The organism is Acidobacteriota bacterium (assembly GCA_030949985.1).
Taxonomy (GTDB): domain Bacteria; phylum Acidobacteriota; class Polarisedimenticolia; order J045; family J045; genus JALTMS01.
The window spans coordinates 1-16,380 of record JAUZRX010000119.1 but is presented as its reverse complement, the minus strand read 5'-3'; the positions used below and the strand labels follow the sequence as shown (position 1 = coordinate 16,380).

The 16,380-nt window shown below is 70.0% G+C and carries 13 protein-coding genes and 1 tRNA gene; 9 read left to right on the top strand and 5 right to left on the bottom strand.

All coding sequences use genetic code 11. The annotated features are described in order from the left end of the window. Positions 1-135: 135 nt before the first annotated feature. The 7 genes from Q9Q40_15235 to glgP all read left to right on the top strand — a co-directional run bounded on the left by Q9Q40_15235 (position 136) and on the right by glgP (position 7,854). Positions 136-1,503 (top strand): HEAT repeat domain-containing protein, encoded by a 1,368-nt coding sequence (locus Q9Q40_15235; GenBank protein MDQ7008573.1) that lies wholly within the window; start codon positions 136-138, stop codon positions 1,501-1,503. A 52-nt stretch (positions 1,504-1,555) separates the two neighbouring features. Continuing rightward, entirely contained in the window at positions 1,556-2,581 is a 1,026-nt protein-coding gene (locus tag Q9Q40_15230) for a glyceraldehyde 3-phosphate dehydrogenase NAD-binding domain-containing protein (GenBank protein MDQ7008572.1), read from the top strand. Between the two features lie 15 nt (positions 2,582-2,596). Continuing rightward, on the top strand, positions 2,597-3,808 hold the full coding sequence (locus Q9Q40_15225) for a phosphoglycerate kinase (protein ID MDQ7008571.1): 1,212 nt from the start codon (positions 2,597-2,599) through the stop codon (positions 3,806-3,808). After that, on the top strand, positions 3,805-4,569 hold the full coding sequence (tpiA, locus tag Q9Q40_15220; GenBank protein ID MDQ7008570.1) for a triose-phosphate isomerase: 765 nt from the start codon (positions 3,805-3,807) through the stop codon (positions 4,567-4,569). The genes Q9Q40_15225 and tpiA overlap by 4 nt, the downstream gene beginning before the upstream one ends. 112 nt (positions 4,570-4,681) lie before the next feature. Continuing rightward, complete coding sequence (gene secG / locus Q9Q40_15215; protein ID MDQ7008569.1) at positions 4,682-5,071, top strand: preprotein translocase subunit SecG; 390 nt, start codon at positions 4,682-4,684, stop codon at positions 5,069-5,071. A 71-nt stretch (positions 5,072-5,142) separates the two neighbouring features. Further along, positions 5,143-5,229, top strand: a tRNA-Leu gene (locus Q9Q40_15210). Positions 5,230-5,667: 438 nt separating this feature from the next. Continuing rightward, a complete protein-coding gene (gene glgP, locus Q9Q40_15205) occupies positions 5,668-7,854 on the top strand; it encodes an alpha-glucan family phosphorylase (protein MDQ7008568.1) in 2,187 nt (728 codons plus the stop codon). A 52-nt stretch (positions 7,855-7,906) separates the two neighbouring features. Here the strand turns inward: glgP and Q9Q40_15200 are convergent, their stop codons facing one another. The 5 genes from Q9Q40_15200 to Q9Q40_15180 form a co-directional block, all read right to left on the bottom strand. Next, a complete protein-coding gene (locus tag Q9Q40_15200) occupies positions 7,907-8,251 on the bottom strand; it encodes a hypothetical protein (protein ID MDQ7008567.1) in 345 nt (114 codons plus the stop codon). 101 nt (positions 8,252-8,352) lie between these two features. Beyond that, positions 8,353-8,826, bottom strand: coding sequence for a type II secretion system protein (locus Q9Q40_15195; GenBank protein MDQ7008566.1), 474 nt, complete (start codon positions 8,824-8,826; stop codon positions 8,353-8,355). A 90-nt stretch (positions 8,827-8,916) separates the two neighbouring features. Next, a complete protein-coding gene (locus tag Q9Q40_15190) occupies positions 8,917-11,220 on the bottom strand; it encodes a transglycosylase domain-containing protein (GenBank protein MDQ7008565.1) in 2,304 nt (767 codons plus the stop codon). 1 nt (position 11,221) lies between these two features. Continuing rightward, positions 11,222-11,968 (bottom strand): MBL fold metallo-hydrolase, encoded by a 747-nt coding sequence (locus Q9Q40_15185; GenBank protein MDQ7008564.1) that lies wholly within the window; start codon positions 11,966-11,968, stop codon positions 11,222-11,224. Between the two features lie 146 nt (positions 11,969-12,114). Beyond that, positions 12,115-13,965 carry a sulfatase-like hydrolase/transferase gene (locus Q9Q40_15180; protein ID MDQ7008563.1) on the bottom strand — a complete coding sequence of 617 codons (1,851 nt, stop codon included), beginning with the start codon at positions 13,963-13,965 and terminating at the stop codon, positions 12,115-12,117. Between the two features lie 37 nt (positions 13,966-14,002). Between Q9Q40_15180 and Q9Q40_15175 the strand changes: the two genes are divergently transcribed. Next, entirely contained in the window at positions 14,003-14,944 is a 942-nt protein-coding gene (locus Q9Q40_15175) for a hypothetical protein (protein MDQ7008562.1), read from the top strand. After that, a complete protein-coding gene (locus tag Q9Q40_15170) occupies positions 14,941-16,221 on the top strand; it encodes a dicarboxylate/amino acid:cation symporter (protein MDQ7008561.1) in 1,281 nt (426 codons plus the stop codon). The genes Q9Q40_15175 and Q9Q40_15170 overlap by 4 nt, the downstream gene beginning before the upstream one ends. Positions 16,222-16,380 lie beyond the last annotated feature (159 nt).

Below are 16,380 nucleotides of genomic sequence, written 5' to 3'. Positions count from 1 at the left end.
CGCGCCACGCCCGGGGGAGGCGTAGGCTTCCCGCCTTCCGCTCGGCCGTTGACCCGGACCGATCGGTCCTGCGAGAATGAACGGTCGGGTCACGCCATACTGCGGTTCGGTTTTTCTGGGCGGGAGGACGCTCCATTGGCTGGCGCTGTCTCACAGCGATCCCTTTCCCTCTGGCTGCGCCGGCTGGCCTCGGCGGAACCCGCAGAGGCGGAAAAAGCCCGACGCTGGCTGCTCGCCCACCCCGACGCCAGCCTCCCACGCCTGCTCGAGGCCCTCGACGACGAAGACGAGACCCTCCGCTGGAGGATCATCGCCCTGCTTCCCCTCTTCGGTTCGTCTCGCTGCGCCGCGCCGCTGGCCGCTTTGTTGCACGATCCTTCCGAGGCGATCCGCTGTCGGGCCGCCGCGGCCCTGGCGCGGGTGTCATCCCGACGCTCGGTGCCCGCCCTGACCCGACTGATCGAACGCGAGACCTCCCACCGAGTGCGCTGGGCCGCCACCCGGGCCCTGGTGCGCCTGGCCCAGACGGGGCGCGAGAGCGCCCTGGGCCCGCTGCTGGCGATCATCGGGGATCCCGCCGCCTCGGCACGCATCCGCGTGACGGCCATGGCCGCCATTCCCTGGATGACCCGGGGCCGCCACGACACCTCCGCGCGCCGCCTGCTGGAGGCCCTGGCCGCCGATCCGGAGCCATCGGTGGCCTCCCGCGCCCGGCGCATGCTTTCCGGCGGCCTGGGCACCCGCCTCGAACCCTGGACCCTCGGACGACTGCTCGACGACCTGGCCAGCCGGCGCCTGGGAGTCTGGCAGCGGGCCCAGACCCTGCTCGCCCGCGCCGGGGGCATCATCGTCGAGCCGCTGGTCGAGGCCATGTCCCGGAGACCCGACGACGCCGTCTTCCTCTCCCACTGCGGCCTGACCCTCAAGTCCCTCTCCCCGCGCCAGGTGGCTCGTATCGGACCGTTTCTCGAATCGGTGGAGAACCCCGCCGTGCTGGCCGTACTGGTGGACGTGGCGGCGGAGGCCGGCTCGCGCCAGTTGCTGCTGCGCCTGGCGGGGGTGATCGACGCGCTGGCCGCCCGCCACGCCCCGGGAGCGCTACCGGCCGCTGACGGGGTGCGCCAACGCGCCCACCGCGCCCTGGCCGAGGCCGGCTCCCGCATGGCCATCGACGACCTGCGGCTGCTGCTCGAGGACCGCCGGCTGAACATCACCCCCGACCTGGTGGAAGCAGCCACCCGTATCGCCACACGCAAGGATCTGCCGGCCCTGCTCCGGGCCTACCTCCGCTCCCGGGGGGTGACCCGGCTCGGCCTGCGGGAAGCCGTGCTGACCGTCGCCCGCCGCGAGAAGATCCGCCGCACCGAGCGCCTGCTGGCCCGGCTCGACGAACGGGAACGCCGGGCCGCCCGCGAAATACTCGGCACCCCCCTCCCCCCGGCCCGTGCCCTGACGCCCCGCCGCTCTTCCCTCTCTTCCCTGGCCCCGGGCCTCGAACGCTGAGGCGCGTTATTCTCGCGGCACTGTCCCCGCCAGGAACTTCCGAGGATCCGTGATGACCCTTCGTATCGGCGTCAACGGCCTGGGCCGCATCGGTCGCTGCCTGCTGAGAATGCTGCGCGGCAGGGAGGACCTGCGCTTGGTGGCGGTCAACGATCTGGCCCCCGCGAGCACCCTGGCCCACCTGCTGCGGCACGACTCGATCCACGGGCCGTTCCCGGGCGTCGTCGAGGCCCGCGGCGGCGACGCCCTGCTCCTCGACGAACGCCTGCTGCCCTATTCCCGCATCCGGGCCCCGGGAGAGATCCCCTGGTCCGAGAACGGCGTGGACGTGGTGATCGAGGCCACCGGCCAGTTCAGCGGCAACGACGAGGCCCGACGGCATCTGGGCGGCACGGTGCGCCGGGTGCTGGTCAGCGCCGTCTGCCCCGCGGCGGACAGGCAGATCATCCTCGGCATCGACGACCCCCGCCCCGGGCCCGAAGACACCCTGATCGCCATGGGCTCGTGCACGACCCACGCCGCGGCCCTGCCGCTGGCTTGCCTCGAGACGTGGTACGGCGTCGAGGCCGCGGAAATGACCACCCTGCACTGCACGACCGGCTCCCAGGTGACCATGGACGGCCCCCACCACGATCTGCGTCGCTCCCGCTCGGCCCTGGTATCGATGATCCCCACCACCACATCCGCCAGCCGCGGCCTGGTCCGCGCCCTGCCCTTCCTCGAGGGCCGACTCTCCTGCCTGGCGGTGCGGGTCCCCACCGCCAGCGTCAGCCTGGTGGAAATCGTCGCCCACACCCGGCGGGAAGCCGACCGCCCCGAAGACCTGGCCCGCCGCTTCCAGCAAGCCGCCGCAGGTCCCCTAGAGGACCTGCTCGGCGTGAGCACCGAGCCACTGGTCTCGGTGGACTTTCGTGACGACCCCCGTTCGTCCATCATCGACCTGCCCCTGCTCGAGCGGCCGGGGAGGCACCTGGTGCGGATCATCGCCTGGTACGACAACGAGTGGGGCTATACCAGCCGGCTGGTGGACCTGCTCGGCCGCTGGTCTGCCCAAGCCGACCCGCGTCCCGCGGATTGAAGGAGGCCTGGAACCATGAACGATCCACGTCGTCTCCCCCTGGTCACCGACATCGACCTCTCCGGCAAGCTCGTCTTCTGCCGGGTGGACTTCAACGTCCCCCTCGACGGCAGCACGATCACCGACGACCGGCGCATCCGCGCCGCCCTGCCGACGATAGAGCACCTGCGCCGCAACGGCGCGCGCGTGGTCTGCGCCAGCCATCTGGGCCGCCCCAAGGGGCAGCGCCGGCCGGAGATGAGCCTAGCCCCGGTGGCCGCGCGCCTGGCCGAACTGCTGGGCGACCCCGTTCCCCTGGCCGACGACTGTATCGGTCCCGCGGCCCAGGCGATGACCACGAGCCTGGCCGACGGCCAGGTGGGGCTGCTCGAAAACCTGCGTTTCCATGGGGGCGAGACCCGGGGGGACCGCGACTTCGCCCGGGCCCTGGCCGAGGGCTTCGAGGCCTATGTCAACGATGCCTTCGGCGCGGCCCACCGGGCCCACGCCTCGGTGACCGGCGTGCCGGCCCTGCTGGACCGGCGCGCGGCGGGCCTGCTGATGGCCCGGGAAATCGACGCCCTGACGCGGCTGGCCGAAGATCCCCGGCGCCCCTACTTCGCGATCCTCGGCGGGGCCAAGGTCTCGGACAAGATCCCCCTGATCGACGCGCTGCTCGAGCGGGTCGACGGCATCCTGGTCGGTGGCGCGATGGCCTATACCTTCCTCGCCGCCCGTGGCGTCGAGGTCGGCGCCTCCCGGGTCGAAGACGGCCAGTTGGAGCTGGCCCGCAAGCTCGAGGAGCGAGCCCGGGCCCGGGGCGTGGCCTGGCACCTGCCCGTCGATCACCGGGTCGCCGGCCAGATCGACGGCCGGCGGGTCTCGGGCCTGGAGACCACCCCGGGCGAGGCGATCGACCCGGGCCGGGCCGGCGTGGACATCGGCCCCCGCACCCTCGAGCATTGGCGCGAGGTGCTGGGCGACACCGTGCGCACCGTGCTGTGGAACGGGCCGGTGGGCTTTTTCGAAGCCGAGGGCTGCGAGACGGGGACCCTGGAGCTGGCCCGCCACCTGGCCGGGTTGCCGGCTTTCACGGTACTGGGTGGAGGCGACACGGCGGCCGCGGCGCACCGCTTCGGCCTCGAGGCACGCTTTTCGCACGTTTCCACGGGCGGGGGCGCCGCCCTCGAACTGCTGTCGGGTGTCCGCCTCCCCGGCGTCGCAGCCCTGGAAGGAGACCCAAGGTGAGCCGCAAGAAACTGGTCGTCGGCAACTGGAAGATGCACCACACCCGTTCGGAGACTCTCCACTGGTGGAGCCGCTGGCAGGACATGCAGGCCCAGGGGGAACGGCCCGATCCCGACCGGGTCGACCTGGGCGTCGCTCCCCCCTTCACCTCCCTCGCCACCCTGATCGAAGCCCGCGCGGCCCAGCCTCTGCTGGTGGGGGCCCAGAACGTCCACTGGGAGAGTTCCGGAGCCTTCACCGGCGAGGTGTCCGCGGAGATGCTGGCCGAGGCGGGCTGCGATTTCGTGATCATCGGCCATTCCGAGCGGAGGCAGATCTTCGGCGAGACGGACACCCGCATCGCGCGCAAGGTGGCCGCCGCCCATCGGGCGGGGCTGCTTCCCATACTCTGCGTCGGGGAAAGCGCCGACGAGCGCAGCGCCGGACGCATGGAGGTGGTCGTCGAAGAGCAGCTCCAGCGGGCACTCGACGGGGTCGCCTGGAAAGATCCCGACGCCCTGGTCCTGGCCTATGAACCGATCTGGGCCATCGGCACGGGCCAGACGGCGACCCCGGCCCAGGCCCAGGCGGCCCACCGCTTTCTCCGGGAAATCCTCGCCTCGATGGCGGGCGCCGAGGTGGCGGCCGGAGTCCGGATCCTCTACGGGGGCTCGGTCAAGCCGGCCAATGCGGCGGAGCTGGCCGCGGAAGAGGACATCGACGGCTTCCTGGTCGGCGGCGCCAGCCTGGACGCCGCCTCCTTCGCCGCCATCGCCCGCTAGCCGTCCGCTCCTCCGGGCCGGCGAGTTGCCGGAACCGGCCGGCCGTGCTACTTTCCTCCGGCTTTGGTCCCCGCCTGAGGCGGGAAGCCCGCTTCGGCGGGAGGAGAGTTTCGTGCTCTATGCCCTGGTGGTTACGCTCCACATCATCGTATCGATTTTCCTCATCCTGGTCGTACTGCTGCAGACCGGCAAGGGTGGCGATCTCGCCAGCGCCTTCGGCGGCGGCGGCACGCAAACCGTTTTCGGCCCCCGGGGCACGAGCAACGTGTTGACCAAGGCCACGACCACCGCGGCGGTGCTCTTCATGTTCACCTCCCTGGGACTGGTTTTCCTGACCCAGAGTGGAAGCCGCTCGGTGATCGACGAGGTGGCGGCGCCGGCGGCGGCCGAACAGAGCGCGCCCCGGGCGGAACCCGAGCCCCAGGCCGACCCGGCCACGCCGGGCGAGAGGGTGCCCGCCGGTGGTGCAGAAGACCCCGGCCAAGAAACTCCCGGCAAGTAGTTTCGACCTGAGCTAGAATCCGGCGCGCGGCGGGCCGATCGATGACGGCACGCTCCCGCGCCCGACGAAGTGCCGAAGTGGCGGAATTGGCAGACGCGCATGGTTGAGGGCCATGTGAGCGCAAGCTCGTGCGAGTTCGAGTCTCGCCTTCGGCACCACCCCCGGGCCCCTCGTCGGGCCCTGACGTCGCTCCTCTCTCCGGGCAGGATCCCGCCCCCAATGCCGACGCCGGTTCCGGCGTAAAACCGCCAAGGGACCGGACGCGGCGGATACCGCCCGGCCCCCCGGGGTCAGGGAAACTTCCCCTCCCACCCCGAAGGCGCCTGTTCCGAAAGGGGTCGGTTTGGGTCCGCCTGGCTTGGCCTCGGGGCCGAAGTGGTCCCTGGCTCGGGGGCGGGAGAGCGGCCTCTCCCACCCTTCCGCCGGGACGCGCCCCTGGAGATACACCGGCGGAAGGACGGCGGCAAGCCGTCCTTCGGGTTTTTCCCGGCGCTCGCTGTTGCCCCTCCCGATTCCGGGCCGCATAGTTTCACTATCGTTCACTGTTTGTGCCGGCGGCCCCTGCCAGGGGGTATCGCCCGATGGAGTCCCCGAGCATGGCTTATTCGCAACTTCCGGGCGATTACCCGGAGATCCGTACCCTTGCCACCGCGGAGTTCCATCTGCCCGAGGAGTTCTCGCGCCTGCGGGAGCTGGCCTACAATTTCTGGTGGAGTTGGACGCCCCAGGCGCGGCTGCTGTTCTCGAGCATCCACCCCGCCCTCTGGGCCCGTTACCGGAATCCGGTGGAAGTCCTCTCCCACGTCGAACCGCAGCACTGGGAATCGCTCCTTCTTTCCGACTCCTTCCAGGCCGCCTACGACAACGTCCTGCGCAGCTTCGATCGCTACATGGGCCGTCCCGAACAGTGGTGGTTCAACCGCACCTTCCCCGACCATCAGGCAGGCCCGGTGGCCTATCTCTCCACCGAGTACGGCATCCACGAAAGCCTGCGTATCTATTCCGGCGGCCTGGGCGTTCTCTCGGGGGACCACTGCAAGGCCGCCTCGGACCTGGGTGTCCCCTTCGTCGCCGTGGGCCTGCTCTACCGGCGGGGCTATTTCAGGCAGACGATCAACGCCGAGGGCCGGCAGCAGCACATGTATCCCGACTTCGATCCCACCCGCCTGCCCCTCCTGCCGGTTCTCGGCCCCGAGGGCCGGCACCTCGTGATCCAGGTTCCCCTGCTCGACCGCAAGGTGCAGCTGGCGGTCTACAAGGTGCAGGTGGGTCGCGTACCGGTGCTGCTGCTCGACTCGGACCTGCCTCAGAACGATCCCAGCGACCGCCCGATCACCCACATCCTCTACGTCCGCGGTCGCGAGATGCGCCTGTGCCAGGAACTGGTCCTGGGCGTGGGCGCGGTGCGAGCCCTCAGGGCCCTGGGAATCGACCCCTCGGTGTGGCACCTCAACGAAGGGCACGTGGCGCTGATGACCCTCGAGCGCCTGCGGGAAGAAGTGGCCAAGGGTGAACGCCTGCCCCGGGCCCTCGAAGTGGTGCGGCGCAACATCGCCTTCACCACCCACACGCCGGTCCCGGCGGGCAACGAGACCTTCGAGGGCGAAGTGGTGCGCCTCTACCTGGGAAGCTGGGCCGTACAGCTCGGCACCTCGGTGGGCGAACTGCTCAAGCTCGGCCAGGCCCACCCGAACGACGACTCCGGGGCTTTCAACCTGACGGCCCTGGCCCTGCGGGCCTCGAGTTACCACAACGCGGTCTCGGTCCGACACGGGGAGGTCAGCCGCCGCATGTGGCACGGCCTTTTCGAAGGCCAGGGCGAGGCGCCGATCGACTCGATCACCAACGGCGTGCACGTGGAGACCTGGGTCGGCCTGGAACTCAGGGATCTGCTGACCAAGACCCTCGGGCCCAACTGGGAAGAGAAGGCGCACCAGAGCGAGGTGTGGGGCAAGAACCTCGACGCGATCCCCGATGACGAGTTCTGGGCCGCTCACCAGGCCCAGAAGCGGCGGCTGATCCGCAAGTCCCGGGAGATCGTGCGCCGCATGCTCGCCCGGCACGGCGCTTCCCCCCGGGAACTGGCCTCCGTCAACAACCTGCTCGACCCCCGCGCTCTGACCATCGGCTTCGCCCGTCGCTTCGCCACCTACAAGCGAGCCGGCCTGCTCTTCCACGATCTCGGCCGCCTGCGTCGGCTGATCGCCGATCCGGAGCGTCCGCTACAGGTGATTTTCGCCGGCAAGGCTCATCCGGCGGACCTGGCGGGCCAGGACCTGATCACCCAGATCTTCCGCCTGTCGGGCTCGGACGCCTTCCGGGGCAAGATCGTCTTCCTCGAGGACTACGACCTGTTGATCGGCCGGTTGATGGTGCAGGGCGTCGACGTGTGGCTGAACAATCCCCGCCGCCCCCTCGAAGCCTCCGGCACCTCGGGCCAGAAGGCCGCCGCCAACGGCGCGCTGAACCTCTCCGTACTCGACGGCTGGTGGGTCGAGGGGTATTCCGAGCAGGTGGGCTGGACCATCGGCCGTCCGGAGACGATGGACGACCAGGAAGCCCAGGACGCGGAAGACGCCGCATCGCTCTACGACGTGCTCGAGGAGCAGGTGATTCCGACTTTCTACGAGCGGGACGAGTCCCGTCTGCCCCAGCGGTGGATTTCCATGATGAAAGAGTCGGTCCACCGCCTGCTGCCGGTGTTCAGTGGATCGAGAATGGTGCGCGACTACGTAACCCGCGCCTATGTGCCACTGGCCACTCGAGAAAAGGTGGAAACGTAGCCCCCGCCGTGGTGTGACGGGCGTGGTGTGACGGGCGGGGGCCGAAGGTTTCCTAGCCCTCCTGACGGCGGCGATCGCGCTGGTAATGCTTGCTGCACATGCCCTTGGCGTAGTGGTCCTCGTCACAGCCTCGCACGGTGCACTTTTCGTAGATCGCCGGCCGACCCGGCCCCCGGGCGCTCTTGCTGCGCCGGCGGCGTACGCCGGCACGCTCGGCGAGGGTGTCGAGACGCTTTTCGAGGCGGGCCACGGCGGTCTTGAGGTCGCGCAGTTCGGCCAGGGCGTCACGATCACCGACGGTCTTGGCCAGCCGAGCCTCCAGCATGTCATGGATCATCCCGCGCAGGACACTCTCGATGCTGACAGGTGCTGTCTTTTTTTTGTTCTGACGAGCCATGGGGGATCCTCGGGCCCTGTGCGGGCCAATCTGGTACGTAGAAAAGCCGGAGCACTCCGCCCCGGCTCCATCAGGCTAGCACAACGAAAGAAAAATGCACACTACCACTCGTTGTAGTAGGTTCCATCGAGGGCCAGACGTGTCGAGGTCGAAGCCACGTCGTAAAGATTGTCGCATCGCGAAGAGAAATCGTCGGGATCATCGTCATAAGCCCGGCAGTCCCACTCGGCCTCGCCGGTGATCGGATCGACGGGAATCTCACGTAAGAATCGGACCAGGACGGGATCCTGATCGGCCGCGGCCTTGACCTCGACCCCTTCGACGAGCATCTCCAGGTCTTCGGGATACATCATCCAGTCCAGGTCCCAGGGCTCGATCTGCCCGAGCATGGCCAACTCGTGAAAGCGATCGATGGCCCCACGCATCATGGCCAGGTTGCGCTTGAGTTCGAGTTCCTGCATCAGGCGGTACCTGTGATGCACGAAGGGCAGCGCCACCAGGGCCAGGGTGCTCATCAGGGCGAGCACGACGAGTAACTCGATGAAAGACAACCCGCTCTGCCGACTGCTTCTCATGGTTTCGTATCCGCCCGCTGAAGCCCCCCACCGGCGGGGGCCCTCTGAATTTTTACGCATCCCGAACCCCAGGCGTCCAGTCCCCGGCGCTCACCCCCCCGTCAACCGGCGCCACCAGGACTTCTTCCGGCAAGGCGGGGGCTGGCGGCCGCGGACGAAGGCCTCGAGCGGCCCGCCGGCAGCACGGACGCAACGCCGCTCCGGGTCCACCGGCACACGCACGATACCGGGAGGAGGCTCGGGAATCTCTCCCACCAGGGAGGGCCCCAGTGCCTCGAGCATGCGCCGCACGACCTCGAGGGCCGCCGTCGCACCGTAGAGCCCGACGGCTGCACCGTCGTCACGCCCGACCCAGGCCACGACCACCGCACTCCTTCCCGCCAGCACGAACCAGGAATCCCGACCCCCGGGGCTGGTTCCCGTCTTGGCCGCCACTTCCCGTCCCTCCAGCAGGGGCGCCAGGGCCCGACCGGTCCCCCGTCGCACGACCCCGCGGAGGGCGTCGAGCACCTGGTAGCAGGCCTCCGGCGACAGTACACCCGGGGCCTCTTCCACTCCGGCCAGGGCCACGGCCTCCCCCTCCCGGCCCGCGGCCACCACCAGGTGGGACTCGATCCGATCGCCCAGGCGCACCAGGCTGGCATAGCCCGTCGCCAGGTCGAGAGGCGTGACCTCCCCCGCCCCCAGGGCGAGGGACGCGGTGGCGGGGAGGCGACCTTCGATCCCCGCCGCCCGCGCGACGGCGACGATGGCCTGCGGGCCGACAGCCAGCCCCAGCCGCGCCAGGGGCACGTTGAGACTCTGCTCGAGGGCCTGGCGCAGGGTCACGGTCCCCCGGTAACGATGGTCGTGGTTCTCCGGACTCCAGGCCGCCTCACCCCGGCCCACGGTCAGGGGCCGATCCTCGAGAACCGAGAAGGCCGCGTACTCTCCGCCGGCAAAGGCCGCCAGGGCCACGAAGGGCTTGAACGCGGAACCGGGCGGGCGGCGGGCGGAAAGGGCCCGATGGAAAGCCCCGCGCTCCCCCCTCCGGCCTCCCACCAGCGCGATCATGGCTCCCGTCGCCGGACGCAGCACCACCACCGCCCCCTCGAGGGGAGCCAGCGCCGGTCGTGCCGCCTCCAGTTCCGCCAGGGTCGCGCCCAGGGCCCGGCGGGCCGCGGCCTGGACATCGGCTTCCACCCGGGTCTCCACCACCGCGGGCCGGCGAGACGGCACGGGCTCCCAGCCACGCCGGGCCACCTCCCGGGCCACCGCGTCCAGCAGATCTCCCGCGGGATCGAGGGCCTCGGCCGGCGCCGCCGGCGCCACGGGGCGCGCCGATGCCGCGCGCCGCTCCGCCTCGTCGATCAGGTCGAGGGCGGCCATCCGCTCCAGCACCCAGTTCCGCCGCAGCAGGGCCCGCTCGGGATGGCGGCGGGGGTCATAGCGCCCGGGCGAGGCGATCAAACCCGCCAGGAGGGCCATCTCGTCCAGGTCCAGGTCGCCGATCCGCTTGCCGAAGTAGAAGCGCGCGGCGGCCGGCATGCCCAGTATCGAGACGGATCCCTGCTGGCCGAGGTAGACCTCGTTGAGGTAGATCTCCAGTACGCGCTCCTTGCTCACGCTGCGTTCGACCCACAAGGCGAGCAGCGCTTCCTTCATCTTGCGCGTCAGAGTGCGGGCCGACCCCACGACCCGGTTCTTGATCACCTGCTGGGTGATGGTGCTGCCCCCCTGGGCACCACGGCGCTGCACCAGATCGACCCACGCCGCGCGAAGGATACCCCGGGGATCGATCCCGGCGTGGTCGAGGAATCGCGCATCCTCCGCCGCCAGCACCGCGTCGACCAGTCGCGGGGGAAAGGCCTCCAGGGCCATGGGAGTCCGGGCCTGGGACAGGGGCCCGCGAAACGCGCCCAGTTCCACGGGCTCGCAGACCAGCAGGCTCCGCCGCTCCCCCGCCCCGTCGCGAATCTCCAGCAGGCGATCGCCGAGCCACCGCAGGCGGGCAAAAGCCGCCGGATAGGTACGGGTCGCCCCCCTCCATTCCCGGCGATAGAGCAGGAGACTCTCCTCGACCGTGGCGTACTCCCCGGGCTGCCGCGGCGTACGGGACACCCGGCGATAGCCCAGGGCCCGGAGTTCCCGCTCGACCCGGGCCCGGGGGAGGCGGTCTCCTTCCCGCAGCACCCGGGGCGCGGCCAGGACCCGCACGGGCGCTCCCGGCAGGTCTTGCGAGAGTTGATCGACGGCCCGCTGGCCAGCGGCCGCCAGGGCGAGGAAGGCCCAGAGCAACCCCGCAGCCGCCATGGCGCCGACCGCCAGCGCGTAGCTCCGCCGACGCGAGACCGACGGGCGTCGCTTCCTCCCCTGTCCGGTCTTTTTCCGGGTTCGCGTGGTTCTGCCGCTCAACTCAGAGGGTCACCTTCTGGACCTTGGAGCCCGGAACGATTTCGACGCGTCCGTTGGCGAAACGCACCTGGGCTTTGTTGCCCTTGTCGTAGTCGCGGGCCCAGACTTCGATGGTCACCCGCTTGCCCTCGACTCTCCCGGGGCGAGTGCCCGCCTGGTCGAGACCCCGCCAGAGGCGGACGAAGGGGTTGCGCTCGAGTTCGTGCCCCACCGTGGAAGTCTCGCCATGACCGGGATAGATGGTCGTCTCGCCGGGCAGGGACAGGATGCGGTCGAGGATGCTCGACCGGAGATCATCGAAGGAAGTGTGGCCCGGCGCGACAGTACCCCCGACAGAGCCCTTGAAGAGTGTGTCGGCCGTCCAGACCCCCACACCGGGCACGTGCAGGCCGATCTGGCCCGCAGTGTGTCCGGGGATGTGCACCACCTCGGCATGCCACTTGGAGAACTCGAAACGGTGACCGGCTTCGATGGTGCCGGTGGCCGACGCGATATGGGCCTTCTCGAGGCGATGGACCAGAACCTCGGCACCCAGGTTGCGCGCCAGGAACTCGTTACCCGCCACGTGATCGTAGTGCCTGTGGGTGCAGACGATGGCAACGATCTTCACGCCATGGCGCCGCACCATCTCGAGCACCTTGGCCACGTCCGCGCCGGTATCCACGAGCAGGCCGCGGCCTTCCTCGCGCCCGGCGATCAGCCAGGTGTTGACGAGCCATCCAGGGTGCTGCACCCGGTCGATGATCACAGTCCTGTCCTCTCCCTGCCTGCACCTCCCGCCCCCCGGAGAGCCGTCCGCTTGCTCCGGCCGGGCGAGCCCGGTGGCTGCAGGTCGCTTTCTCGGCGAGAACTATATGCGATTCAAGTACTTCCCGGTAGCCCCTCCACCTGCGCTCAGCGGTTTTTCGCCCAGAGTTTCTCCAGTTCCGCGCGAATCGCCGGATCGTGGGGCGCCAGGTCGCGAGCCGCCTCGAGTGCGTCGATGGCCGCCTGGACCCGGCCTTGCTGGGCCAGTACGCCGGCCAGGGCCTTGCGCGGCTGGATGTCGTAGGGATCGGTGGCGATCGCCTTGCGGTAGGCTGCCGCCTCGCCGTCGAGATCCCCGGCGTGGCCCCGAAGCTGACCCAGGCGATACCAGGCCAGGGAAAAATCGGGAGCCACCTTCACCGCCCGGGCGAAAACCCCTTCGGCCCGCTGGTAGCGGTGGGCCATGATCAGGGCCTGGCCGTACTGGAGCAGCAAAGAAGGGTTGTTCCCGTCGATCCCGGCCAGCGCCTCGAACTCGGCGATGGCCTGATCCAGGCGACCCTGCCGGGAGAGCGCCACCGCGGCATCGTGACGGGCGATGAACGCCTTGCGATCCTTGGGATCGATGCCGTGGGGATCGACCAGTTCGGCTTCCTCGGTGACCGACCTTCCGCTGGCGGCGTAGCCCAGCGAGCGCAGCATTTCCAGATCTTGCTGGGAAGCCGAACGCTCGGAAGAACCATCCGGCGCCAGGGCCCGGGCGCGGGCGACGAGACGATCGAGACGCTCTGCCAGTTCCCCGACCCGTGCCGGCTGCTCCGCGGCCAGGTCGTGTTCTTCGGCCGGGTCCGCGCGCAGATCGTAGAGTTCCGGCCTGGGCGCGGCGACGAGTTTTCTGCCCCCGCCGACCCAGGCCCGCAGCCCCGACCAGCCGAAGTCGATTTGCGGCAAGTGGCTTTCGGCGAAGACCTCCCGTTCGGCAGGAACGTCCCCCCCGGCGAGGACCGGAGCCAGGCTCTCTCCGTCACCGCCGAGAGCGAACTCCACCCCCAACAGGTCGAGCAGAGTCGGGGCGATGTCGGCCAGGCTGACCGCTCCCTCGACGGCCCGGGCGGCGACACGCCATGCCGGAGCGTAGACGACCAGGGGAACGTGCAGGGTCTCCTGATAGAGAAATACACCATGGGTAGGCTCACCATGAGCGCCAAGCCCTTCGCCATGATCGGAGGTGACGACGACGATCGCCCGCTCTTGGCGGCCGCTCGTGCGCAGCCCGTCGAGCAGCCGCGCCACACCGGCATCCGCCGCGGCGACTTCGCCCTGGTAGCGATCGTCCTTGAAACGTTCGGCGAAAGGGGCGGGCGGACGGTAGGGCGCGTGAGGCTCCCAGAGGTGAATCCAGGCGAAGACCGGACGCTGCCGCTGGTCCATCAGCCAGGCCACGGCCCGGTCCACGGTCTGTCGGGCGGAGCGCTCGGGATAGTGCACGACCAGTCCCTTCCTGGGCTGCTTGTCGTCGATCCGGTCGTCGTAACGGTCGAATCCCCGGGCCAGGCCATAGCGCCGGGCGAGCACCGGAGAAGAGATGAACGCGCCGGTGGCATAGCCCGCCGCCGCCAGGGCCTCGGTCAGGGTCGGTACGGACTCCGGCAGGGCGAAGGTGCCGTTGTTGAACACGCCGTGAGCAGGAAGCGACCGTCCGGTGAGAATCGATGCGTGAGCCGGCAGAGTCAGGGGCGAGGTGGTCTGGGCCTCGAGAAAGAGCGTGCCCTCCCGGGCCAGGCCGTCGATCGCCCCGGTGCCCGCCTGCTCGCGACCGTAACAACCCAGGCGGTCGGCGCGCAGGGTGTCGATGGTCACCAGTATCACCGTCGGAGCCTCGACGGGCGCCCCGCCACTCCCGGTCCCGGCCGGCCGGGGAGCCCCCCCGCAGGCCATCGTCATAAGGCAGGCCCCCAGGGCCGCTCTCACCGTCCATTTCCAGGCACTTTTCGTCATTCCGGCCATCCTCCGGCGCTCGCGGTACAATCTCCCCATGGCGTTCCGGCCCGTTCCAGCTCTGCTCGCCACCCTGGCGGTGCTCGTCCTGCCTCCGGCGACGGCCGGAGGCGAGCAGGATCCGCCCTCCGGAACGACGGCCGCCCCCCCGACGGGGGATGCCGCGAAGGATACCGCCACCGCGCAGGCCCCGCCCCCGCCCACCCGCATCGATCCGCGCCGCTACCCCCGGGGAGTGACGGTGCTGGTAGAAGGCTGGAAGAGCCCGGTGCGGGCGCAAGCGTACCCGGAAGGCGTCACCGTCCTGGGCAAGCATCGACGGCGGGTGGGGCGAGTTCCGGTGATCCGCCTGACGGTTCCAGTTCCGGCGGACGAAGCCATCGAGGCCTCCAGGACCCCCGCCGGGGACACCACTGCCCAAGGGCCGCCACCCGAGACCGACATCTCCGGCGAGGACCTGTTGCAGGATCCGGCCGCCGCCCTCGCCGAGCAGCGCCGGCGGCACCGGCGACGAGAGCCGGTGGGGCCGGCGATCGACGAGCAACTCGACGCCTTCGGCCGGCCGCCGCAATCGGCCGGGCGCCCCCTGCAGGACGCGAATATCTGGCGCCCGGTCTCCGCCTTCGAAAAACGCGACCCGAAGCGCCCCTACCCCTGGCACCCTGCTCGCTTCGCCACCCCCCTTTTCGACCCCGAGTGGCCCCTTACCGACGCCTGGCCCGATCGCCGGGAAGACGTGCCCTACCCCTGGCATCCCGCCATCTTTACCGAGCCGGCGTTCGACCCCACGTGGACGCCCGTCGATGCCTGGGGACGGAGCCTGGGAGTCCCCGAAGGCGTCACGCGCTACACCGTCGGGCCTCCTGCCGGGGCCCGGGCCGAAGAGCCCCCCGCCGCCACGGCGGAGGAGCCGACCGGGGCACAGCCGCCGGCCGCAGCGGAAACGCCCCCGCCCCCGGGCAACGACGGGAAAGAATGACTTCCGTCTCCCGGGAATTCTCTCGCTGGCGCTCACCCTGGGCGGTGATGCTGGCCCTGGCCGGCGGGGCGCTGAGCGGTCTGGCGCTGCACCTGGCCGCGCCGGTCCTGGGGCCGGAGCTGACGGGGCTGCTGATCGCCCCCTTCGACCTGGCGGCCGATATCTTCCTCCGCCTGCTAAGGATGCTCGTCGCCCCGCTCGTGCTCTTCTCGATCATGGCCGGGATGGTGGGGATCGGCGACCCCCGCCGTCTCTCGCGGCTGGGCCTGCGCACCTTCCTCTACTACATGGGCACAAGCCTGGTGGCGATTCTCACCGGCATGTTGCTGGTCAACCTCATCCGCCCCGGCATCGGTGCCGACCTGGCCCTGCCCGAGGCCACGGCCCCGGCCGGCAGCGCCGATGCCCTGGACATCCTGCGCCGCCTGGTCCCGGAGAACATCTTCGATGCCCTGGCGCGGATGGACATGTTGCAGATCATCTTCTTCGCGCTGCTGGCGGGCTTCACCATCACCATCCTCCCCGACCGGCACCGGAAGACACTCAGTGGCGGCACCGAAAGCCTCTTCGAGTTGATGACCCATCTGGCCCACGTGGTGCTGGGTGTGCTTCCCATTGCGGTCTTCGCCCTGCTCTTCCGCATCGTGGCCCACGGCGGAGTCAGCCGGCTGGGTGGGCTGGGCTGGTACTTCCTGACCGTCTTGACGGCATTGCTGGTGCACAGCCTCTTCACCCTGCCGCTGGTGGCGCGCCTCCTGGCCCGCGTTTCTCCCTATCGCTGGGCCGTCGCCGTGGGCCAGGCCCTGATCACGGCGTTCTCCACCTCGTCGTCCAGCGCAACCCTGCCGGTGACACTCGAGACCGTGGAAAAGAAAGGCGGGGTGAGCAACGAGGTCTCGTCTTTCGTACTGCCCCTGGGCGCGACGATCAACATGGACGGTACGGCCCTCTACGAGTGCATCGCGACGATTTTCATCGCCCAGTACTACGCCTCGTCTTCAGGCTACGAGCTGACACTCTCCCGACAGTTGATGGTGGTCTTCACCGCTCTGCTGGCCTCCATCGGGGCCGCGGGCATTCCCTCCGCCGGCCTGGTGATGATGACCGTGATCCTCCAGGCGCTCGACCTGCCCCTCGAGGGCGCCCTGCTCGTCGCCGCCGTCGACCGTCCCCTCGACATGGTCCGCACGGCTGTCAACGTCTGGAGTGACACCATCGGTGCGGCGGTCATCGGCCGCTTCGAGGGTTCCCCCCCCCTCCCCACCACGACACCATAACCCCCACCGTGGAGCGAAGAATGTACCCCGTGGCCCCGGGGGCCGGGGGGGCGCAAGCCGCCGGGGGTGTCCGGACCCTGTCCGCGGCACCTGTCCGCATGCGGACGCCTCGTCCCCAAACTCCGCGCCCGAGCGCGGGTTCAAACTGGCCCCGCTCTT